The organism is Pseudomonas sp. SED1 (assembly GCF_034044025.1).
Lineage (GTDB): Bacteria > Pseudomonadota > Gammaproteobacteria > Pseudomonadales > Pseudomonadaceae > Aquipseudomonas.
This window is the reverse complement of record NZ_JAXCIS010000191.1, coordinates 14,061-35,197: the sequence shown is the minus strand read 5'-3', so window position 1 is coordinate 35,197 and position 21,137 is coordinate 14,061. Positions and strand designations below refer to the sequence as shown.

At 58.7% G+C, this 21,137-nt stretch carries 17 protein-coding genes and 4 tRNA genes; 15 read left to right on the top strand and 6 right to left on the bottom strand.

From position 1 onward, the window contains the following. Positions 1-36 precede the first annotated feature (36 nt). Positions 37-447, top strand: a complete 411-nt coding sequence (locus tag SNL23_RS24840; RefSeq protein WP_017476929.1) for a PA0061/PA0062 family lipoprotein — start codon at positions 37-39, stop codon at positions 445-447. 4 nt (positions 448-451) lie between these two features. Here SNL23_RS24840 and SNL23_RS24835 read toward each other — a convergent pair whose 3' ends face one another. After that, a complete protein-coding gene (locus SNL23_RS24835; RefSeq protein ID WP_167663083.1) occupies positions 452-613 on the bottom strand; it encodes a hypothetical protein in 162 nt (53 codons plus the stop codon). Positions 614-875: 262 nt separating this feature from the next. Between SNL23_RS24835 and SNL23_RS24830 the strand changes: the two genes are divergently transcribed. After that, positions 876-1,505: a peptidase C39 family protein gene (locus tag SNL23_RS24830; protein ID WP_318303908.1), complete on the top strand. Its 630-nt coding sequence runs from the start codon at positions 876-878 to the stop codon at positions 1,503-1,505. A 47-nt stretch (positions 1,506-1,552) separates the two neighbouring features. On the opposite strand, the gene pbpG is transcribed toward SNL23_RS24830, so the two are convergent. Together pbpG and folD are read right to left on the bottom strand one after the other, a co-directional pair. Further along, positions 1,553-2,485 (bottom strand): D-alanyl-D-alanine endopeptidase, encoded by a 933-nt coding sequence (gene pbpG / locus SNL23_RS24825; protein WP_076014240.1) that lies wholly within the window; start codon positions 2,483-2,485, stop codon positions 1,553-1,555. Between the two features lie 209 nt (positions 2,486-2,694). Beyond that, the gene (gene folD / locus SNL23_RS24820) at positions 2,695-3,549 is read right to left on the bottom strand and encodes a bifunctional methylenetetrahydrofolate dehydrogenase/methenyltetrahydrofolate cyclohydrolase FolD (RefSeq protein WP_076014239.1); all 855 of its coding nucleotides are present in this window, start codon (positions 3,547-3,549) and stop codon (positions 2,695-2,697) included. Positions 3,550-3,779: 230 nt separating this feature from the next. Between folD and SNL23_RS24815 the strand changes: the two genes are divergently transcribed. From SNL23_RS24815 to SNL23_RS24770, 10 genes are all read left to right on the top strand, one after another. Then, positions 3,780-3,856: transfer RNA gene (locus SNL23_RS24815), tRNA-Arg, on the top strand. 32 nt (positions 3,857-3,888) lie between these two features. Then, positions 3,889-3,964: transfer RNA gene (locus SNL23_RS24810), tRNA-His, on the top strand. Positions 3,965-4,019: 55 nt separating this feature from the next. After that, a tRNA-Leu gene (locus tag SNL23_RS24805) sits at positions 4,020-4,104 on the top strand. An 83-nt stretch (positions 4,105-4,187) separates the two neighbouring features. Then, positions 4,188-4,263, top strand: a tRNA-His gene (locus SNL23_RS24800). Positions 4,264-4,665: 402 nt separating this feature from the next. Continuing rightward, positions 4,666-5,976: a trigger factor gene (gene tig, locus SNL23_RS24795; RefSeq protein ID WP_076014238.1), complete on the top strand. Its 1,311-nt coding sequence runs from the start codon at positions 4,666-4,668 to the stop codon at positions 5,974-5,976. 92 nt (positions 5,977-6,068) lie between these two features. Beyond that, positions 6,069-6,704: an ATP-dependent Clp endopeptidase proteolytic subunit ClpP gene (clpP, locus tag SNL23_RS24790; protein WP_003174822.1), complete on the top strand. Its 636-nt coding sequence runs from the start codon at positions 6,069-6,071 to the stop codon at positions 6,702-6,704. Between the two features lie 112 nt (positions 6,705-6,816). Next, the gene (gene clpX, locus SNL23_RS24785; RefSeq protein WP_003207856.1) at positions 6,817-8,100 is read left to right on the top strand and encodes an ATP-dependent Clp protease ATP-binding subunit ClpX; all 1,284 of its coding nucleotides are present in this window, start codon (positions 6,817-6,819) and stop codon (positions 8,098-8,100) included. A 150-nt stretch (positions 8,101-8,250) separates the two neighbouring features. After that, entirely contained in the window at positions 8,251-10,647 is a 2,397-nt protein-coding gene (lon, locus tag SNL23_RS24780) for an endopeptidase La (protein ID WP_076014237.1), read from the top strand. Positions 10,648-10,793: 146 nt separating this feature from the next. Further along, a complete protein-coding gene (locus SNL23_RS24775) occupies positions 10,794-11,066 on the top strand; it encodes an HU family DNA-binding protein (protein WP_003174819.1) in 273 nt (90 codons plus the stop codon). A gap of 230 nt (positions 11,067-11,296) precedes the next feature. After that, the gene (locus SNL23_RS24770) at positions 11,297-13,171 is read left to right on the top strand and encodes a SurA N-terminal domain-containing protein (protein WP_318303906.1); all 1,875 of its coding nucleotides are present in this window, start codon (positions 11,297-11,299) and stop codon (positions 13,169-13,171) included. Between the two features lie 91 nt (positions 13,172-13,262). On the opposite strand, the gene nhaA is transcribed toward SNL23_RS24770, so the two are convergent. After that, positions 13,263-14,597 carry a Na+/H+ antiporter NhaA gene (gene nhaA, locus SNL23_RS24765; protein ID WP_076014235.1) on the bottom strand — a complete coding sequence of 445 codons (1,335 nt, stop codon included), beginning with the start codon at positions 14,595-14,597 and terminating at the stop codon, positions 13,263-13,265. A 115-nt stretch (positions 14,598-14,712) separates the two neighbouring features. Next, positions 14,713-15,891 (bottom strand): MFS transporter, encoded by a 1,179-nt coding sequence (locus SNL23_RS24760; RefSeq protein WP_318303905.1) that lies wholly within the window; start codon positions 15,889-15,891, stop codon positions 14,713-14,715. A 127-nt stretch (positions 15,892-16,018) separates the two neighbouring features. Between SNL23_RS24760 and SNL23_RS24755 the strand changes: the two genes are divergently transcribed. Together SNL23_RS24755 and SNL23_RS24750 are read left to right on the top strand one after the other, a co-directional pair. After that, positions 16,019-16,918: a LysR family transcriptional regulator gene (locus tag SNL23_RS24755; protein WP_318303904.1), complete on the top strand. Its 900-nt coding sequence runs from the start codon at positions 16,019-16,021 to the stop codon at positions 16,916-16,918. A gap of 89 nt (positions 16,919-17,007) precedes the next feature. After that, on the top strand, positions 17,008-17,838 hold the full coding sequence (locus SNL23_RS24750; RefSeq protein WP_076014232.1) for a DUF2242 domain-containing protein: 831 nt from the start codon (positions 17,008-17,010) through the stop codon (positions 17,836-17,838). Here SNL23_RS24750 and aceE read toward each other — a convergent pair whose 3' ends face one another. Beyond that, positions 17,839-20,508 carry a pyruvate dehydrogenase (acetyl-transferring), homodimeric type gene (gene aceE / locus SNL23_RS24745; RefSeq protein WP_318303902.1) on the bottom strand — a complete coding sequence of 890 codons (2,670 nt, stop codon included), beginning with the start codon at positions 20,506-20,508 and terminating at the stop codon, positions 17,839-17,841. 145 nt (positions 20,509-20,653) lie between these two features. Between aceE and SNL23_RS24740 the strand changes: the two genes are divergently transcribed. Then, positions 20,654-21,124, top strand: coding sequence for a MarR family winged helix-turn-helix transcriptional regulator (locus SNL23_RS24740; protein WP_076014230.1), 471 nt, complete (start codon positions 20,654-20,656; stop codon positions 21,122-21,124). Positions 21,125-21,137: the final 13 nt, after the last annotated feature.

Below are 21,137 nucleotides of genomic sequence, written 5' to 3'. Positions count from 1 at the left end.
TTGCCCCTTCACTCTTTATCCATTTGGAGTTCTGCCATGTCTCTTAAACCCTTGTTGTTGATCCCGGCCTTGAGTGCGGTCCTGCTGTTGTCGGCGTGTGCCGGCCCGATGCCGAAGGCGGACCCGAGCGAAGCCTGGATCGGCCTGCAAGAGGAGGCGCCCAACGACCTGATGGCCGAGCGGGTAGACGGTAAAAACATTAATGATGGCCGCTACTTCGAAGTGAAACCTGGCGCCCATCGCCTGGATGTCACCTTGTTTGAAGAAGAGGCGGGGGATGACAACCAGCAGGATTGTCGCGGGCATGTCACGTACGGCAACTTCAAGGCCGGTGAACATTACACCTTGGTGGAATCCAGTCTGGGTACCACGGTGCGTGCCGAGTTAAAGGATAGCCACGGCAAGGAATTGGCGCAGACCGATGACTTCAGTTGCATGCCTGGCTAAGGCGTCAGGCGTGGTGCCCGGCAGGTTTGTGCAGTTTGTCGGGCGCTGCGGGTTTTACCTGTGGGTGATGGTGCCGGCGGGTTACGCGCATCACGCCCCAAAGCATGGCGGCGGCGACGGCCAGCCAGCCACAGATCAAAAGTAGAATCGTTGTTGTCAGGCTCATAAGTGCCTCCTTTGCCCGGTACGGGGCACACACTGTCTTCTCAATGGACAGTCTAGCTATCCGCAGGTTGCCTGCTATTGACCAATGGTCGTGTGCATCCAACTTGTTTGCTCTATGGCGGGCCCTTTACTGCGGTACAAGGCTATACCCGCGCCCCTCAGCGTCCTATGATCAGGGCCCATGTCGGCAGTTGATCAAGTGAGTGAAGAAGTTGCGGTTTCCCTCGAACATTAAAACCTCCTGGTGGGTCGCAGCCTGTTTCATGGGGCTGGCGGCCTGCACCTCGCACCCTAAACCCACGAGCATCCCGGGCCTGCCGGAGAGCGTCGAACTCAAGGGCGTGCCGGCGTTTCGCGGCGAGACTTACCTCGGTGGCCCGGCCGCTCTGGCCAGCATGCTGTCCCAACAAGGCATTGTGATTACACCGGGGCTATTGGATAAGCCTCTGCATTTGCCGGGCGCCGAAGCGGACCTCGAGCGCAACATGCAGGTGTTGGCCCGTGAATACGGGATGTTGGTGTATCCGCTGGAAGGTCAGCTGCCGGCGCTGCTGGCACAGGTCGCGGCCGGGTACCCGGTGATGGCGCGTATCACCCAGGGCTCGACCTTCTGGGCCGGGCCGCGGTATGTCGTGGTGGTGGGTTACAACAAGCAGAAGAGCATGGTGTTGCTGCGTTCGGGCTTGGAGCGACGCATGCCGATGGATTTCAGCGCGTTTGAGTCGGCGTGGAAAGACGGCGGCAAGTGGGCGGTACTGATTCAGCGGCCCACCCAGTTGCCGGTCAAGGTCGACGCCCAGCGCTGGCAGCAGGCGGCAAGCGCCACGGCCCAGGCCGGGCAGGAGCAGGCCGCGGCTCAGGCGGTCAAGACGCTGGCCAGTCAGGCCAAATAAAAAAACGGCGCTCAAGGGCGCCGTTTTTTATTGTCGCCATTGAATACTCAGCGGGACTCGGTCACCTGAACGTTAGCCCGTGGGCGGTTCTTCAGGTTCTTGTCAGCCTTGTAGCGCAAGGCGACGTCCGGCACCGAGCCGCTCTTGCCGGTCTCGACCCAGCTGCGGATGCGACTGGCATCGGCAAAGTGGGTGAACTTGCCGAAGGCGTCGAGGATCACCAGCGACACCGGACGATTACCCATGCTGGTCACCAGCACCAGGCAGTGGCCGGCCTGGTTGGTAAAGCCGGTCTTGGTCAGCTTGATGTCCCAGTTGGCGCGGTTGATCAGGTGGTCTGTGTTGGAGAAACCCAGGGTGTAGTTGGGCTTGCGGAACGAGACGGTCTTTTCCTTGGTGGTACTCAGTTGGCTGAGCATCGGGTATTTGCGCGCGGCGGCCAGCAGCTTGCTCAAGTCGCGGGCGGTGGACACGTTGTGAATCGACAGGCCGGTGGGTTCTACATAGTGGGTGCTGGTCATGCCCAGCGCCTTGGCCTTGGCGTTCATCGCCGCGATAAAGGCCGGGTAGCCGCCCGGGTAGTGGTGGGCCAGGCTGGCGGCGGCGCGGTTTTCGGAGGACATCAGGGCAATCAGCAACATCTCTTTGCGCGGCATCTCGCTGCCAATCTTGACCCGGGAGAACACGCCTTTCATCTCCGGCGTGTCCTTGATGTTGATGTCGATGTATTCATCCATGTTCTGCTTGGCTTCCAGCACGATCAGGCCGGTCATCAGTTTGCTGACTGAGGCGATCGGCACGATGACATCCGGGTTGCTGGCATAGATGACTTTGTTGGTCTGCAGGTCTACCACCATCGCACTGCCGGAGGCGATGTGCAGGGTGGACATGTCGCGGGGGGCCATAGTGGTTTCGCCGGCGTTCGCGAAGGTGCCTGTAAATGCAAAAAATAGGCTGATGATGGAAAGATGAATTTTCACGCGGATGAACTCGCTAAAAAAAGTAGGGATATACCGTTTTGCACGGACTTTCTGATAAATGCCGTTACATTTTAGGAGTATGGATCAGAAACTGTCGAATGTTCATCTGAAAACAGATGAAAGCCCTTAAAAACTAAGAAAAAAGTGCTTTTTATCCGGCCAATAAAAAGCCCTGCGATAAGGCAGGGCTTTTTCAGAGCAGCTGGTTATTAGCTGTGCAGGGTTTCGGCTGCGTACAGGGTATTTTCCAGCAGGCAGGCGCGGGTCATCGGGCCAACACCACCCGGTACCGGGGTGATCCATCCGGCGCGGGGCAGGGCGGTTTCGTACACCACGTCGCCCACCAGCTTGCCGTCGTCCTGGCGGTTGATGCCTACGTCGATAACGATGGCGCCTTCCTTGATCCACTCACCCTTGACCAGGCCCGGCTTGCCAGCAGCGACCACTACCAGGTCGGCGCGGCCAACGTGGCCAGCCAGGTCCTTGGTGAAACGGTGGGTGACGGTCACGGTGCAGCCGGCCAGCAGCAGTTCCATGGCCATCGGGCGTCCGACGATGTTCGATGCGCCAACAACGACTGCATCCAGGCCATACAGATCGACGCCGGTGCTTTCCAGCAGGGTCATGATGCCCTTCGGAGTGCACGGGCGCAGCAGCGGAATACGCTGGGCCAGGCGGCCGACGTTATAAGGGTGGAAACCGTCGACGTCTTTGTCCGGGCGGATGCGTTCAAGCAATTTCGACGCGTCCAGGTGCTCGGGCAATGGCAGTTGCAGCAGGATGCCGTCGATGGCCGGATCGTCATTGAGGCTGTCGATCAGGTCGGTGAGGGCCTGCTGGGTGGTGTCGGAATCCAAGTCGTAGGCTTTTGAGATAAAGCCGACCTCTTCACAGTCTTTACGCTTGTGCGAGACATAAACCTGAGAGGCAGGATCGCTGCCGACCAGGATCACCGCGAGGCCCGGCGTGCGCAGGCCTTGTTGGCTGCGCTCGGCGACTCGTTTGGCGATCTGCTGGCGCAGGCTGGCGGCGATTGATTTGCCGTCGATAAGTTGTGCAGTCATTACGCGTGATTAACCATCGAGAGGGGGAAGAAAAGTGCGCGCATTCTCGCATGCCATGGCGCGAGGGCAAAGGCGCTTGGTCTGCAAATTCCCCTAACCCCTTAAATAAAATGAATTTTTTATAAAAAGGATTTGACGGGTTTCGGGTGCATCTATACTATTCGTCGCACTTGTCGGGCACAGCCTAGCACTGGTTAGTTTGTAATCCTCCAAGAGTACAGATTAATAAGGCGCCCGTAGCTCAGCTGGATAGAGCATCCGCCTTCTAAGCGGATGGTCGCAGGTTCGAGTCCTGCCGGGTGCGCCATTAGGCAGCTTTGGCACAAGTAGCGCAATATGGTGGGCGTAGCTCAGTTGGTAGAGCACGGGATTGTGACTCCCGTTGTCGAGGGTTCGATCCCCTTCGTCCACCCCATATTTAAAAGGCGCCAGATTAATAGTCTGGCGCCTTTGCTTTAAAAGCTTCAAGCGCGGATGTGGTGGAATTGGTAGACACACTGGATTTAGGTTCCAGCGCCGCAAGGTGTAAGAGTTCGAGTCTCTTCATCCGCACCAAATAAAGCTTCATGAAAAGCCTGCTGGCTTTCCTGAGGCTCAACAAATAGCCATTTTGACGGGCTTTTTGGTCACGCAATATGGTGGGCGTAGCTCAGTTGGTAGAGCACGGGATTGTGACTCCCGTTGTCGAGGGTTCGATCCCCTTCGTCCACCCCATATTTCGAAAGGCGCCAGATTAATAGTCTGGCGCCTTTTTTGTTTCAGCGGTTTGAGTTTTAACGCAGTCGCAGGTGCTGGGCTGCAAGGGCAGGGCGTTTCGTCGTATTTATGTTTCGCGATGATGCCGCACTGCTCGCTGGCCTTGTCCGCAGGGTCGGTTGTCAGGGAGATGATTGGCAGCTGCTTCTATATATAGAAGGGTTGGCGCAGAGCCCTGGCGTGATGGGATGTATTTGCTACCGGGGCGAGCTGCACTCGTGCATTCGTACCTATAAATTGCCCGCTGTTTTTTTACCCGTTTTCAGTAGGGTGACTTCTTGAGTTTGACCCACTAGAATGCATGCCCTTGATTCTGGGGTCGGAAACGGCCAGCTAACGTCTGTGCAACGAGGAATATCCATGCAAGTTTCTGTTGAAAATACTTCTGCTCTTGAGCGCCGCATGAGCATCACCGTGCCGGCCGAGCGCATCGAGACCCAGGTCAACAAGCGTCTGCAGCAGACTGCCCAAAAGGCCAAGATCGCTGGTTTCCGTCCAGGCAAAGTGCCAATGAGCGAAATCAAGCGCCGCTTCGGTGCTGATGCACGTCAGGAAGCAGTAGGTGACGTGATCCAGGCTTCCTTCTACGAAGCCGTTGTCGAGCAAAAGCTGAACCCGGCTGGCTCGCCTTCCATCGAGCCTAAGTCCCTGGAAGCAGGCAAGGATCTGGAATACGTTGCAATCTTCGAAGTGTTCCCTGAATTCGAAGTTGCCGGTTTCGATTCGATCGCCATCGAGCGCCTGAGCGCTGATGTTGCTGACTCCGATCTGGACAACATGCTGGAAATCCTGCGCAAGCAGAACACTCGTTTTGAAGTGGCCGATCGCGCTGCCCAGAACGAAGACCAGCTGAACATCGATTTCGTTGGCAAGGTTGACGGCGAAGTGTTCGCTGGCGGCTCCGCCAAAGGCACTCAGCTGGTGCTGGGTTCCAACCGCATGATCCCTGGTTTTGAAGACGGCCTGGTTGGCGCCAAAGCTGGCGAAGAGCGCGTTCTGAACCTGACTTTCCCGGCTGACTATCAGAACCTGGACCTGGCTGGCAAAGCCGCCGAGTTCACCGTGACCGTCAACACTGTTTCCGAGCCTAAGCTGCCAGAACTGAACGAAGAGTTCTTCAACCAGTTCGGCATTAAGGAAACTGGCATCGAAGGTTTCCGCACCGAAGTTCGCAAGAACATGGAGCGTGAGCTGCGTCAGGCCATCAAGTCCAAGGTCAAGAACCAGGTGATGGACGGTCTGCTGGCCGCCAACCCGATCGAAGTGCCTAAGGCCCTGCTGTCCAACGAAGTTGATCGTCTGCGCGTGCAGGCTGTTCAGCAGTTCGGTGGCAACATCAAGCCTGACCAACTGCCGGCCGAGCTGTTCGAAGAGCAAGCCAAGCGCCGCGTTGTACTGGGTCTGATCGTGGCTGAAGTGGTCAAGCAATTCGACCTCAAGCCTGACGAAACCCGCGTTCGCGAAATGATCCAGGAAATGGCTTCTGCCTACCAGGAGCCTGAGGCTGTTGTGTCCTGGTACTACAAGAACGACCAGCAGCTGAACGAAGTGCGTTCGGTTGTGCTGGAAGAGCAAGTTGTGGATACTGTTCTGCAGAAGGCTAAGGTGACCGATAAAGCGGTCTCTTACGAAGAAGCAGTCAAGCCGGCTGAAGCAGCACAAGCCGACTGATCGCTCAACTCGTTTGAAAATACACCCATAAGCCAGCCTCGCGCTGGCTTATGCGTATTCAAGACATGACTATTTGGGAGTAACTGCAGAGCATGTTCCGTAATTCGTATATTCAGCAGAACTCTGATATCCAGGCCGCTGGCGGCCTGGTCCCGATGGTTGTCGAGCAATCTGCTCGTGGCGAACGCGCCTATGACATCTACTCGCGCCTGCTCAAGGAGCGAGTGATCTTTCTGGTTGGTCCGGTAGAGGACTACATGGCCAACCTGATCTGTGCGCAGCTGCTGTTCCTTGAAGCGGAAAACCCGGACAAGGACATCCATCTCTACATCAACTCCCCGGGCGGTTCGGTAACGGCTGGCATGTCGATCTACGACACCATGCAGTTCATCAAGCCGAACGTATCGACCACCTGTATCGGTCAGGCGTGCAGCATGGGTGCTTTCCTGCTGACCGCTGGTGCTGAGGGCAAGCGTTACTGCCTGCCGAACTCTCGCGTGATGATTCACCAGCCACTGGGCGGTTTCCAGGGCCAGGCATCGGACATCGAAATCCATGCCAAGGAAATCCTCTTTATTCGTGAGCGTCTCAACACGCTGATGGCCAAACATAGCGGGCATACCCTGGAAGAGATCGAGCGCGACACCAACCGTGACAATTTCATGAGCGCCGAAGCGGCTCGTGAATACGGGTTGATCGACGCAGTGATCGAAAAGCGCCCCGCTTAATATAAGCAGCTCAAAATAGGGCTGGTCGGCAGGTCCGACCACCAGTGGGCTTGAAAAAGCCCTCAATAGCCTTCATCTTGTGTTGCAAGCCTATCGGATTTGGATCGAACGAATGACTGACACCCGCAACGGCGAGGACAACGGCAAGCTGCTCTATTGCTCCTTCTGTGGCAAAAGCCAGCATGAAGTACGCAAGTTGATTGCCGGCCCCTCGGTCTTTATCTGCGACGAGTGCGTCGACCTGTGCAATGACATCATCCGTGAGGAGGTGCAGGAAGCCCAGGCCGAAAGCAGCGCGCATAAATTGCCTTCGCCTAAAGAAATCAGCGGCATCCTTGATCAGTATGTGATTGGTCAAGAGCGTGCAAAGAAGGTTCTGGCCGTAGCGGTGTACAACCACTACAAGCGTCTGAACCAGCGTGACAAGAAAAGTGACGACGTCGAGCTCGGCAAAAGCAACATCTTGCTGATCGGTCCTACAGGCTCGGGTAAAACCCTGCTTGCAGAAACCTTGGCTCGCCTGCTGAACGTTCCCTTCACCATCGCCGACGCAACCACTCTTACCGAGGCCGGTTACGTAGGTGAAGATGTCGAGAACATCATTCAGAAGTTGCTGCAGAAATGCGATTACGACGTGGAAAAGGCCCAGATGGGCATTGTCTACATCGATGAAATCGACAAGATTTCGCGCAAATCCGACAACCCGTCGATCACCCGGGACGTTTCCGGTGAAGGCGTGCAGCAAGCGCTGTTGAAACTGATCGAAGGTACAGTTGCTTCCGTACCGCCACAAGGCGGCCGCAAGCATCCACAGCAGGAATTCCTTCAGGTTGATACGCGCAACATCCTGTTCATCTGTGGCGGTGCGTTCTCCGGTCTGGAAAAGGTTATTCAAAACCGTTCCACCCGTGGTGGCATTGGCTTCAGTGCAGAAGTACGCAGCAAGGAAGAAGGCAAGAAAGTCGGTGAATCCCTGCGTGAAGTCGAGCCTGACGATTTGGTCAAGTTCGGTCTGATCCCGGAATTCGTTGGCCGTCTGCCGGTCCTGGCGACGTTGGACGAGCTGGATGAGGCTGCGTTGATGCAGATCCTCACCGAGCCGAAAAACGCCCTGACCAAGCAATACGCCAAGCTGTTCGAGATGGAAGGTGTGGACCTCGAGTTCCGTGCTGACGCGCTCAAATCGGTGGCCAAGCGGGCACTGGAGCGCAAGACCGGCGCCCGTGGTTTGCGCTCGATCCTCGAAGGCGTACTGCTCGACACCATGTATGAAATCCCCTCGCAGTCCGAGGTGAGTAAAGTGGTGATCGACGAAAGCGTTATAGAAGGTAAGTCCAAGCCACTGTATATCTACGAAAACAGTGAGCCGGCTGCCAAGGCTGCGCCAGACGCGTAAGCGTTGCACCGCCGAGCTGTACAAAATAAAGGGGCCTTAACGGGCCCCTTTGTTTTTACTGCGTTTAACTGATGCCATTACGCTTGTTTTTTTTGCAGGCAGCCCCCATCTTGGTTTCAAGTTACTTTCATCTGTCATAGAGGCGAAATCATGAAGACAACCATCGAATTGCCTCTCCTGCCGTTGCGTGATGTCGTCGTCTATCCGCACATGGTTATCCCGCTGTTCGTGGGGCGCGAGAAGTCTATCGAAGCCCTCGAGGCCGCGATGACGGGCGACAAGCAGATCCTGCTGCTGGCCCAGAGAAATCCTGCTGACGATGATCCGGGCGAAGATGCCCTGTATCGCGTTGGTACCGTTGCAACTGTCCTGCAACTGCTCAAGCTGCCTGATGGCACCGTCAAGGTGCTGGTGGAAGGTGAGCAGCGCGGTGCGGTCGAGCGCTTCATGGAAGTGGACGGCCACCTGCGCGCCGAAGTGGCGTTGATCGACGAAGTCGATGCCCCTGAGCGCGAATCCGAAGTGTTCGTTCGCAGCCTGCTGTCCCAGTTCGAGCAATACGTACAACTGGGAAAGAAAGTCCCCGCAGAAGTCCTCTCTTCCCTCAACAGCATTGATGAGCCAAGCCGCCTGGTCGACACCATGGCCGCGCACATGGCGCTGAAAATCGAGCAGAAGCAGGACATTCTCGAAATCATCGATTTGTCTGCCCGGGTCGAACACGTCCTGGCGCTGCTGGATGCCGAAATCGACCTGCTGCAGGTCGAGAAGCGCATTCGCGGCCGTGTCAAAAAGCAAATGGAGCGCAGCCAGCGCGAGTACTACCTGAATGAGCAGATGAAGGCCATTCAGAAAGAGCTGGGTGACAGCGAGGAAGGCCACAACGAAATCGAAGAGCTGAAAAAGCGCATCGATGCCGCCGGCCTGCCAAAAGACGCCTTGACCAAGGCCACTGCCGAGCTGAACAAGCTCAAGCAAATGTCGCCGATGTCGGCCGAAGCCACCGTGGTTCGCTCGTATATCGACTGGCTGGTGCAGGTGCCGTGGAAGGCCCAGACCAAAGTGCGCCTGGACCTGGCCCGCGCCGAAGATATTCTGGACGCCGATCACTACGGCCTCGAAGAAGTCAAAGAACGCATCCTCGAATACCTCGCCGTGCAAAAGCGCGTGAAGAAAATTCGTGGACCGGTGTTGTGCCTGGTCGGTCCTCCTGGTGTGGGTAAAACCTCGCTGGCTGAGTCGATTGCTCACGCAACAAACCGTAAATTCGTACGCATGGCCTTGGGTGGTGTGCGTGATGAAGCGGAAATTCGTGGTCATCGCCGGACTTATATCGGTTCGATGCCAGGAAGATTGATTCAAAAGATGACAAAGGTGGGTGTGCGCAACCCGCTGTTCCTGCTTGATGAAATCGACAAAATGGGCAGCGACATGCGTGGCGATCCGGCCTCTGCCTTGCTGGAAGTGCTCGACCCCGAGCAGAACCACAATTTCAACGACCATTACCTGGAAGTCGACTACGACCTGTCCGACGTAATGTTCCTGTGCACCTCCAACTCGATGAATATTCCGCCAGCCTTGCTGGACCGGATGGAGGTGATTCGTCTGCCGGGTTACACCGAAGACGAGAAGATCAACATCGCTGTCAAATACCTTTCGCCCAAGCAGATTGCGGCCAACGGCCTGAAAAAAGGCGAGATCGAATTTGATGCCGACGCGATCCGCGACATCATTCGTTTCTACACCCGCGAGGCCGGTGTACGGGGCCTTGAGCGTCAACTGGCGAAGATCTGCCGCAAGGCCGTGAAGGAACATGCGCTGGAAAAACGCTTCTCGGTGAAGGTCACCGCTGAGCTGCTGGAACACTTCCTGGGCGTGCGCAAATTCCGTTACGGCCTGGCTGAGCAGCAGGACCAGGTGGGTCAGGTCACGGGCCTGGCGTGGACTCAAGTGGGCGGCGAATTGCTGACCATCGAGGCCGCTGTTATCCCGGGCAAAGGGCAATTGATCAAGACCGGTTCCCTGGGTGACGTGATGGTCGAATCCATCACTGCCGCGCAGACCGTGGTGCGCAGCCGTGCGAAGAGCCTGGGAATCCCCCTGGACTTCCACGAGAAGCACGACACCCACATCCACATGCCGGAAGGGGCGACGCCGAAAGACGGCCCTAGCGCAGGCGTAGGCATGTGCACGGCACTGGTATCAGCCCTGACCGGCATTCCGGTGCGCGCCGATGTTGCCATGACTGGGGAAATAACCCTGCGTGGGCAAGTGCTGGCCATTGGTGGCCTCAAAGAGAAATTGTTGGCTGCACACCGTGGTGGTATCAAGACCGTGATCATTCCTGAAGAGAATGTTCGCGACTTGAAGGAGATTCCTGACAATATCAAGCAGGATCTGCAGATTAAACCGGTTAAATGGATTGACGAGGTCCTGCAAATTGCGCTGCAATACGCGCCGGAGCCCTTGCCGGATGTGGCTCCGGAGATAGTTGCAAAAGATGAAAAGCGCGAGACTGACTCTAAGGAAAGAATTAGCACGCATTAATACGTTTAAGCCTGGGGGCTTCCTTGACAGCTTTTTAGAGCCCTTGTTATAAAGCGGCTCTTAAGTGTCTGTAGGCCATTCAGCACTGGTTTTTGCTTTCACCAAAAAACTTAGAATCATACTCAATAGATATAAGGGGACTTAGAGTGAACAAGTCGGAACTGATTGATGCTATCGCTGCATCTGCTGATATCCCGAAAGCCGCTGCTGGCCGTGCGCTGGACGCAGTAATCGAATCCGTCACTGGCGCTCTCAAGGCCGGCGACTCTGTGGTACTGGTTGGTTTCGGTACTTTCTCTGTGACCGATCGCCCAGCTCGCACTGGTCGTAACCCACAGACTGGCAAGGCTCTGCAAATCGCCGCTGCCAAAAAGCCAGGTTTCAAAGCTGGTAAAGCCCTGAAAGAAGCCGTTAACTAAGCTTCTCTCAAGCCTTACCCATCCGGGTCGGACGCAGGTCTGACCTGGCAGCGGAGCGGCAGCTGACCCAAGTATCCATCGGGTCGCCACGCCGGGGGTGTGGGTTCAAACCCCCGTCCGCTCCGCCAGCTACGAGAAGGCGCATCCTCGGATGCGCCTTTCTTCTATCCGGACTCTACCCACGCTCCACGGTTGCCTAATTTTGAAGTTCAACCGTTTCTGGGGGACGCATGCTGCAGAATATCAGGGACAATTCACAAGGCTGGATTGCCAAGACCATTATCGGGATCATCGTCGCATTGATGGCGTTTACCGGTATCGAGGCTATTTTTCAGGCTTCGACCAACAACAAGCAGGACGTGGCCAAGGTCAACGGTGAAGAAATCACCCAAAGTGAACTGGGCCAGGCCGTCGACATGCAACGTCGTCAACTGATGCAACAGCTGGGCAAGGACTTCGATGCTTCCTTGCTGGACGAAAAGCTGCTGCGCGACGCCGCGCTCAAAAGCCTGATCGATCGCAAGCTGCTGCTGCAAGGCGCGGCGGATTCGAAATTCGCTTTCTCCGAAGCTGCGCTGGATCAAGTGATCCTGCAGACACCGGAATTCCAGGTGGATGGCCAGTTCAACGCTGAGCGTTTCGACCAGGTGATCCGTCAGCTGGGCTATAGCCGTATGCAATTCCGCCAGATGCTGAGCCAGGAAATGCTGATCGGCCAGGTTCGTGCTGGTATTGCCGGCAGCGGTTTTGTGACTGATGCCGAAGTGCTCGCTTTTGCCCGTCTGGAAAAACAGACCCGCGATTTCGCCACCGTCAGCGTCAAGGCCAACCCTGCGGCGGTGAAGCTCACCGACGACGAGGTCAAGGCTTACTACGACCAGCACGCCAAAGAGTTCATGACCCCGGACCAGGTGGTCATCGACTATCTGGAGTTGAAGAAGGCTTCCTTCTTCGACCAGGTCGCGGTCAAGGACGATGAGCTGCAGGCTCTCTATCAGAAAGAAACCGCCAACCTCGCTGAACAGCGTCGCGCGGCGCACATCCTGATTGAAGTCAACGACAAGACCACCGACGAGCAGGCCAAGGCCAAGATCGAAGAGATCCAGGCACGCCTGGCCAAAGGCGAGAAGTTCGAAGCCCTGGCCAAAGAGTTCTCCCAGGATCCGGGTTCTGCAAACAACGGCGGTGACCTCGGTTTCGCCGGCCCTGGCGTTTACGACCCAGCCTTCGAAACAGCGCTGTACGCGTTGAACAAGGACCAGGTTTCGGCGCCGGTGCGTTCGAGCTTCGGCTGGCACCTGATCAAGCTGTTGGGCGTTGAAGCACCTGAAGTGCCATCGTTCGCCAGCCTGAAAGACAAGCTGACCCGCGAGCTCAAGACCCAGCAGGTTGAACAGCGTTTCGTCGACGCGACCAAGCAACTGGAAGACGCTGCATTCGAAGCTTCCGACCTGGCCCAGCCGGCGTCTGACCTGAAGCTGACCGTGCACACCTCCGCGCCATTCGGCCGTGAAGGTGGCGAAGGTATCGCGGCCAACCGTGCCGTGGTGACCGCTGCATTCAGCCCTGAAGTACTGGATGAAGGTGCCAACAGCACCGCCATCGAGCTGGATCCGGAAACCATCGTGGTGCTGCGTGCCAAAGAGCACTTGAAGCCTACCCAGCTGCCGCTGGAAAGCGTTGCCACTGCCATCCGTGCCCAGTTGACCAAGGAGCGCGCAAGCGCTGCGGCGAAGACTCACGCGGACGAGCTGATTGCCAACCTGCGTGATGGCAAGACACCGCTGAATCAGCCGGTGGATGGCCAGGCCTGGAAAGTCACCGAAGCGGCCACCCGTGGCCAGGAAGGCGTCGAGCCAGCCGTGCTGCAAGCCCTGTTCCGCATGCCAAAGCCTGCGGCCAAGGACAAGCCGACCTTCACCAGCGTGACTCTGCCAGACGGTAGCCTGGTGATCGTGCGCTTGAACGCGGTCAACGAAGCCGCTGCCCCGACCGATGACGAGAAGGCTCAGTACCGCCGCTTCCTCGCGTCGCGTGTGGGCCAGCAAGACTTCGCCGCGTATCGCAAGCAGTTGGAAACCAAGGCTGAGATCAAGAAGTTCTGATCTCGTTACTGCCTGAATAAAAAGACCCCGGCCTGAAGAGGCCGGGGTCTTTTTTTATCCACTCACGCAGCTGACTCAACCAGTCCTTGATTCAACGCGCAAACTTGAGCTTGCCCCAACTCAAGCCAATCACAGCTGCCAGGGTCGAAGCGCTCAGCACACTCAGCTTGGCAGCCGACAGCAGCGTCGGATCGGAGAAGGCCAGCGACGAGATGAAAATCGACATGGTGAAACCAATCCCGGCCAACAGGCCGACCAGGGCGACGCCGTTCCAGGTCACGCCTTCCGGCAGTTGGCAGATGTTCAGTTTGACCAGCACGAAACTCGCCAGCATCACCCCCAGCGGCTTGCCGAGCACCAAGGCCAGGATGACGCCCATGAACACGCCGTGGGGCAGCGGGTCGTCCAGATTGAACCCTTGCAGGCTCACCCCCGCGTTGGCCAGGGCAAACAGCGGCATGACGCCGAAGGCTACCCACGGGTGTAACCCGGCTTGAATCCGCTGCACCGGCGGCAACATTTCTCGCTGGGCCTTTCTCAACTGCTGCAACGGTTTGGCCACCTGATGAGCGCTTTCAGCGGGATGCGAAAGCCGGTCCATCAGTTCGTTAAATGTGCGCCCGATGGTGTCCAGCGGGCGTTCACGGGTGGGCCTTGAAATGACAGGCGTCATCAAGCCAAGCACCACGCCGGCGAGCGTAGGATGTACACCTGTCTTCAGCAGCCCGAACCAGACAATCGCCCCGGGCAGCAGGTACACAACCGCCTTGCCAATCCCCATCCGCTGAAAGACCAGCACCAGTGCCAGCCCGCAGGCTGCGATCACCAGGCCCATGTAGTCCAGGCTCGCGGTGTAGAAGATCGCAATGATCAGGATGGCGACGATGTCATCAATGATCGCCAACGCCAGCAACAGAATGCGCACGCCGGCCGGAATGGATTTACCCAACAGCGCCAGCACACCTACGGCAAACGCGATGTCGGTTGCGGTGGGCACCGCCCAGCCGCTGGCCGCTTCAGTGCCATGGTTGAGCAGGGTATAGAGCAGCGCCGGCATCAGCACGCCACCGAGTGCAGCGCCCAAGGGCAGGGTGGCCAGTTTCAGGTTGGCGAGTGCACCGTCCCTGATCTCCTGGCGAATCTCGGCGCCCACCACCAGGAAGAAGATGGTCATCAGCCCGTCGTTCACCAGGAAGTGTAACGAGCGCGAGACCGTGAAGTCTCCCAGCCCGATAGTGAGTGGGGTGTTCCAGAAGTGTTCGTAGGAATCGGCGACCGGGCTGTTGGCCCAAATCAGCGCGACAATCGCCGCCAGCAGCAACACGATGCCGCTGACGGCCTCGATGCGTGAAAACCGCTCCAATGCAGAAAGAGCGCCTTCGACCAAAACCTGGGGGCGAGGAATAGCAGGGTGTTTATCAGGCACGACAAGTCTCCATTGGCGGCCCGACCAATGCTTATCCTTTAACCTGCGCTGTGCCGTATGCAGCAGCGCACCCAGGGCGATCATAAGAGTTAAGAAACATTACGTCACGTTTCGTTTAAACATCGGTTAAACGCAGCGTCGCCATCAGGGCCAGCACGACCAACGCGACGACCGCCCACGGAAACGCTGTCACGCCCCAACCCTGTAGCAACATGCCGCCGAGCAGTCCACCGCCGGCGATGCCCAGGTTCCACACCGTCACCAGCATCGACTGCGCGGCATCGGCTGAATCCCCGGCCGACTTGGCCAGCGCTGTTTGCAGCAATGCCGGCAGGCCGCCAAACGCCAGCCCCCATAACGCCACTGTGGTGTAGATCACGGTCGCCGAGGTGATCCAGAACGCCAGCGCCAGGGCCGACAGTGCGAACATTGCGCAGCTGATCACCAACAACGCACGCAGCCGCTGATCAATCAACGCGCCGACAATCCAGATGCCCAGCAGCGCCGCCACGCCAAATACCAGCAACACCTGATCGATGTCCGCCGCAATCCCGGCAGGTACCAGGAATGGCGCTATATAGGTGTAGAGAATGTTATGGGCCAGCACGTAGGTAAGGGTCACAAACAGCACCGGACGAATCCCGGGCAGGGCCAGCACCTGGCGTAGCCCCAAGCGTTTTTCCGCTCGCTGCCCGGCAAAGTCCGGGACCTGCCAGCGCACCCAGGCCAGCAGCACAACCGTAAGACCGGTCATGATCGCAAAGCTCAGGCGCCAGCCCACCGTGGTGCCCAGGAATGTCCCGGCGGGCACGCCCAGTGACAGCGCCAACGGCGCCCCGAGCATGGCCACGGCAATCGCCCGGCCTTGCAAGTGTGGCGCAACCATGCGGCTGGCGTAACCGGCGAGCAGCGCCCAAAGCAACCCCGCGAACACCCCGGCGAAGAACCTCGCCACCAGGGTCAGCAGGTAATCGCTGGAAAACGCTGTCACGCTGTTAACCAAGGCAAACCCGCCGATGGCAATCATCAGCAACGGCCGCCTGCGCCAGCCCCGGGTGGCGATGGTCAGGGGAATCGCGGCCAGCAGCGAACCAAGGGCGTAAAGGGTCACCAACTGGCCCACCAAGGCGTCGGACACCCCGAGCCCGGCGCCCATTTGCGGGAGCAAGCCCGCTGGCATGGCTTCGGTGAGGATGGTGATGAAGCCGGCGGTTGCCAATGCCAGCAAACCGCCCAGTGGCAGGCGTTCACGGCTCGCCGCAAGGGCCGGGGAGGGTAAGGCGTTGTCGCTCATGTTTATTGGCTCCGGGTTTCAAACGAAAGGGCAGGGAGCCAGAGTAGGGTGCTGCGCGGTGTAGAAAAACAGGCTAAGGTTCCGAACTTATCGGACGCCAACGTCCGCAATCCTCGGGAGCGAGACGATGGACAGCCTCGGCAGTATTTCAGTGTTTGTGCAGGTGGCGGAAACCCGCAGCTTTACCGAGGCCGGGCGCCTGCTGGGAGTGTCGTCCTCGGCGATTGGCAAAAGCATTGCGCGCATCGAAGAGCGCCTGGGTGTGCGCCTGTTCCATCGCAGCACCCGCAGCATCACCCTGACCAGCGAGGGCGCGCTGTTTCTCGAGCGATCCCGACGGATCCTGGCCGAAGTCGAGGCCGCAGAGCAGGAGCTGAGCCAGGCATCCGCCACACCCAGAGGCAAGCTGCGCGTCAGCCTGCCCCAAGTGCGGGGCCTGTTGATGCCGGTGCTGACGGACTTCATGCGGGCGTATCCCGAGATCGAACTGGACGTGGACTTCTCCGACCGCATGGTGGATGTGATCGAGGAAGGCTTCGACGCGGTGATCCGCACCGGCAAACCCGAGGATTCGCGCTTGATGGCACGCCATCTCGGGTATTACCGCCTGGTGCTGGTGGCGTCCCCGGAATACCTGCGTCTGCACGGCACACCGCGCCAGCCCCGGGACTTGAACGACCACGCCTGTTTGCGCCACAAGTTCTGCGCCACCGGCAAGCTGGAAGCCTGGCCATTGCGCCCCGAACCTGGCCTGCCGGAGCCGGTCCTGCGAGCGCCGCTGGTCTCCACCACCATCGAATCGCTGATGTACGTGTCCCATGCAGGCCTGGGGATTGCCTGCCTGCCGGACTTCATGGTCCGCGAGTCGGTGGAGCAGGGCCGGTTGCAACGGGTGCTGGACTATTACCTGGACCACAGCGGCAGCTTCTGGATGCTCTGGCCATCAAGTCGCCATGCTTCGGCGAAATTGCGCGTGTTTATTGACCATATGGGCGAGCGGCTTTTTCCCGCAGACACCGTCCCATAAGGCTGTGACGTTTTACCGACAGGAATTCGCGCGCCAAGGCCACGTTCTGTTGCACAATACCGCCCTGACTGTTTTCCTCAGGATTTTCGATGTCGACATCATTTCACTTGCGTAGCCTCGGGTTGGCGCTGGTGCTGGCGGGCGCTGCGGGCTGCTCGTCACCCAAGACCGCTATTTATGAACATGAGAATTTCGACGACTCCGGTACGTTTTCCCGGGATTACCCGGTCAGTGATACCGCCGCCTGCGAAGCGGCGCGGCGTGCGCTGTTGAGCCAGGGTTACATCATTACCAGCAGCGATCCAAAGCTGGTGGCGGGTAACAAGAGCTTCCAGCAGACCGGCGAAACTCACCTGCAGATCAGTTTCAACGTGGTGTGTGCCGACGATGGCAGTGGCAATCATCACTCGACGATGTTCGCCAACGCCTTGCAGGATCGCTACGCGCTGAAGAAGGTCAACAACTCCGCGAGTCTCGGCGTGGGTGTGTTGGGCTCGGTGTCGATGCCGATTGGCTCCACCGATGATTCGATGGTCAAGGTGGCCAGCGAGACGGTGTCTGCGCCAAAGTTCTATGAGCGTTATTTCGCGCTGGTGGATGTTTTCCTGCCCCAGGAAGTGAAAAAGGCTGCGCATATTCCAGAGAAACCCAAGGCTGACCTGGGCATTCCGGAACCGAAGGCAGCTCCGGTGGCCGATAAGGTGGAGGCGCCTAAAGAAGCGCCGAAAGAAGTGCCCGCCACCCCGGCGGCCCCCGTGACGCCGGCGGTTGAGCCAGCGGCATCGGAGCCGGTCGTACCGCCGGCAGAACCTGCACCGATTGCGCCAAAGGAAACCCCGGCACCTGCGCCGGAGGCTACCCAACCAACGCTGCCGGCGCCGACCGAAGCGATTCCGCCTCTGCCGACGCCTGCGCAGTAACTACACCGCTACGGGGTTGGCCTTGTCGACGTTGATCCCGTAGCGGCTGATCGCCTCCGCCACCTTGGTGCGGCTGATCAGGCCGTCATCCGCCAGCGCCTTCAAGGCCGCCAGTGCAATGAAATACCGGTCCACCTCGAAGAACTCACGCAAGGTTTCGCGGGTATCCGATTGCCCGAAGCCATCAGTGCCCAGCGCTACAAAACGCCGGCCCGGTACGAACGGGCGGATCTGGTCAGCAAAGATCTTCATGTAGTCGGTAGCGACCACCACGGGCCCGGGCTGGTCCTCCAGGCACTGCTCGACATAGCTGGTACGCGGCTCGCTTTCCGGGTGCAGCAGGTTCCAGCGCTCCACGGCATGGCCTTCCCGGCGCAGCTCGGTCAGGCTGGTGACGCTCCACACATCACTGGCCACGGCGAAGTCATCCCGCAGCAAATCAGCGGCGGCGATGACTTCCCGCAGGATCGAACCGCTGCCCATCAGCTGTACCCGTGGTTGCGCGGTGTCTTCAGCCGCCTTCAACCGATACATGCCCTTGAGAATCCCATCCTCGACGCCGTCGGGCATCGCCGGGTGCGGGTAGTTTTCGTTGAGCAGGGTGATGTAGTAGTAAATGTCCTCTTGCTCGACGTACATCCGGCGCATGCCCTCGCGAATGATCACTGCGAGTTCGAAGGCAAAGGTCGGGTCGTAGGAAATGCAGCACGGGATCACCGATGACAGCACATGGCTGTGGCCATCGTCATGCTGCAAACCTTCGCCCATCAAGGTCGTGCGCCCGGCGGTGGCCCCCAGCAGGAAACCCCGTGCCCGAGCATCGCCCGCGGCCCAGGCCAGGTCACCCACTCGCTGGAAGCCGAACATCGAATAGAAGATGTAGAACGGTACGGTCATCAACCCGTGGTTGGCGTAGGACGTACTCGCGGCGATCCACGAGGAAATGGCGCCGGATTCATTCAGGCCTTCCTGCATGATCTGTCCGTCCTTGCTCTCCTTGTAGTAGGAAAGCTGACCGGCATCCTGTGGGGTGTAGAGCTGGCCGACCGCGGAGTGAATGCCGATCTGGCGGAACAGGCTTTCCATGCCGAAGGTGCGGGACTCGTCCGGCACGATCGGCACGATCAACTTGCCCAGATTCGGGTCCTTGAGCAGGGTGCCGAGGATGCGCACGAAGGCCATGGTGGTTGAAATCGAGCGCTCGCCGGTGTCCTTGAGCTGGGTGGCGAAGGCTTCCAGTTCCGGGATCTTCAACGACTCGACCGCGCTGTGGCGAGCCGGTACGTAACCCCCTAACGACTGGCGGCGCGCGGCGAAATAGCGCGCTTCTTCGCTGTCGGCAGCGGGTTTGAGATAAGGGATTTCGGCCAGTTGATCGTCGGCCACTTCCAGTCCGAAGCGGTCGCGGAAAGCTTTGACGGCTTCAGCGCCCATCTTTTTCAATTGGTGGTTGATGTTCTGGCCTTCGCCGGCCTCGCCCATGCCGAAGCCCTTGACGGTTTTCGCGAGGATCACTGTAGGCTGGCCGCTGTGGCGCACGGCGGCGGCATAGGCGTTGTAGACCTTGTCCGGGTCATGGCCGCCTCGTGAGAGTTTCCAGATATCGTCGTCGGAAATGTCCGCCACCAGCGCCAGCAACTCCGGGTATTTGCCGAAGAAGTGTTCCCGCACGTAGGCGCCGTTTTGCGATTTGTAGTTCTGATAGTCGCCGTCCACGCATTCCATCATGCGCTGGCGCAGCAAGCCGCTTTTATCCTTTTCCAGCAGCGCATCCCAGCCGCCGCCCCAGATCACCTTGATCACGTTCCAGCCGGCGGCGCGGTACAGGCTTTCGAACTCCTGGATCACCTTGCCATTGCCACGCACCGGGCCATCGAGTCGTTGCAGGTTGCAGTTGACCACGAAGATCAGGTTGTCGAGTTTCTCGCGCCCGGCCAGGGAGATAGATGCCAGGGATTCCGGCTGATCCATCTCGCCATCACCGAGGAATGCCCACACCTTTCGGCCCTGGTGTTGCTTGAGGTCGCGGAACTCCAGGTAGCGCATGAAGCGCGCCTGGTAGGCGGCGGTGATCGGTCCGAGGCCCATGGATACTGTAGGAAACTGCCAGAAATCGGGCATCAGCCGTGGGTGCGGATAGGACGATAAACCGTCGCCGCCGGCTTCCCGTCGGAAGTTGTCCAGTTGCGCTTCGCTGATTCGGCCTTCGAGGTACGCACGCCCGTAAATGCCCGGCGCCGAGTGGCCCTGGATGTACACCAGGTCGCCATCGAAACTCTCGGTACGCCCACGGAAGAAGTGGTCGAAGCCTACGTCATACAGCACGGCAGCCGACGCGTAGGTCGCGATATGCCCACCCACGCCGGAATGTTTGCCGGCGCGCAGCACCATGGCCATCGCGTTCCAGCGAATAAACGCATTCAGCCGCCGCTCGGTCGCCAGGTTGCCGGGGTAGGGCAACTGGCGGTCCACCGGGATGGTGTTGACGTAAGGCGTGGTCACCCGCCCGTAGAAGTCGCCATGCCGCGCCACGTCGAAATCCAGCAACTGATCAATCAGGTAATGCGCGCGCGGGCGGCCTTCGGTGGACAGCACCGATTCGATGGACTCCAGCCATTCGCGGGTTTCCTGTGGATCGTCGTCGAGGCGTACTGCAGTGTTCGGGGTCATGTCAGGCTCCAGGGTGGACGGGTTTCAGCGTGTGGGCTCCTTGTGGGAGCTTTGCGAATGTAGTTGCAATTGCAACTACATGACTGAATCTAGCGCGGGATGAGCTACTATTGCAACCTTCTTGAAATTCCCCGGATGGTGTTGCATGTCGTCGAAAGAGCCTGATGTCTGGTTCCGTTTTGTTCGGGCCCACAGGACGGTCATCCGTGAAATCGAACGGCGCCTGGCCGATGCCGGTCTGCCGCCGTATGCCTGGTACGACGCTTTATGGGGCCTGGAAAGTGGCCCCGATGGCACCCGGCGCATGCACGAATTGGCCGATGTGCTGGCCATCGAGCGTTACAACCTGACGCGCCTGGTGGACCGCTTGGAAAAGGACGGCCTAGTGGTGCGTTCGCGCTCCGACGGTGACGGGCGTGCAGCCTTTGTCTCGATCACCGATGCGGGCCGGGTGTTGCGTAAAAAGATGTGGAAAATCTACGAAAGCAGCGTGGACGAGTTGTTTTTGTCGCAGCTCGACAGCGAGCAACGCCGGGGCTTTGCCGAGGCGCTGGAACGCACGGCGGGGCTGGCGGTGGAGGCGGGCGTGCAGACCCGTGGGCGGCGTAAGACCTGAAGCCAATATTCCA

Excerpts from the sequence above, each read along its gene's own strand:
- SNL23_RS24740 (WP_076014230.1), top strand. The coding sequence starts at position 20,654 with ATGTCGTCGAAAGAGCCTGATGTCTGGTTCCGTTTTGTTCGGGCCCAC.
- SNL23_RS24760 (WP_318303905.1), bottom strand. The coding sequence starts at position 15,891 with ATGAGCGACAACGCCTTACCCTCCCCGGCCCTTGCGGCGAGCCGTGAA.
- tig (WP_076014238.1), top strand. The coding sequence starts at position 4,666 with ATGCAAGTTTCTGTTGAAAATACTTCTGCTCTTGAGCGCCGCATGAGC.
- clpX (WP_003207856.1), top strand. The coding sequence starts at position 6,817 with ATGACTGACACCCGCAACGGCGAGGACAACGGCAAGCTGCTCTATTGC.
- folD (WP_076014239.1), bottom strand. The coding sequence starts at position 3,549 with ATGACTGCACAACTTATCGACGGCAAATCAATCGCCGCCAGCCTGCGC.
- SNL23_RS24750 (WP_076014232.1), top strand. The coding sequence starts at position 17,008 with ATGTCGACATCATTTCACTTGCGTAGCCTCGGGTTGGCGCTGGTGCTG.
- SNL23_RS24830 (WP_318303908.1), top strand. The coding sequence starts at position 876 with ATGGGGCTGGCGGCCTGCACCTCGCACCCTAAACCCACGAGCATCCCG.
- SNL23_RS24770 (WP_318303906.1), top strand. The coding sequence starts at position 11,297 with ATGCTGCAGAATATCAGGGACAATTCACAAGGCTGGATTGCCAAGACC.
- clpP (WP_003174822.1), top strand. The coding sequence starts at position 6,069 with ATGTTCCGTAATTCGTATATTCAGCAGAACTCTGATATCCAGGCCGCT.
- lon (WP_076014237.1), top strand. The coding sequence starts at position 8,251 with ATGAAGACAACCATCGAATTGCCTCTCCTGCCGTTGCGTGATGTCGTC.
- SNL23_RS24755 (WP_318303904.1), top strand. The coding sequence starts at position 16,019 with ATGGACAGCCTCGGCAGTATTTCAGTGTTTGTGCAGGTGGCGGAAACC.
- aceE (WP_318303902.1), bottom strand. The coding sequence starts at position 20,508 with ATGACCCCGAACACTGCAGTACGCCTCGACGACGATCCACAGGAAACC.
- SNL23_RS24835 (WP_167663083.1), bottom strand. The coding sequence starts at position 613 with ATGAGCCTGACAACAACGATTCTACTTTTGATCTGTGGCTGGCTGGCC.
- SNL23_RS24840 (WP_017476929.1), top strand. The coding sequence starts at position 37 with ATGTCTCTTAAACCCTTGTTGTTGATCCCGGCCTTGAGTGCGGTCCTG.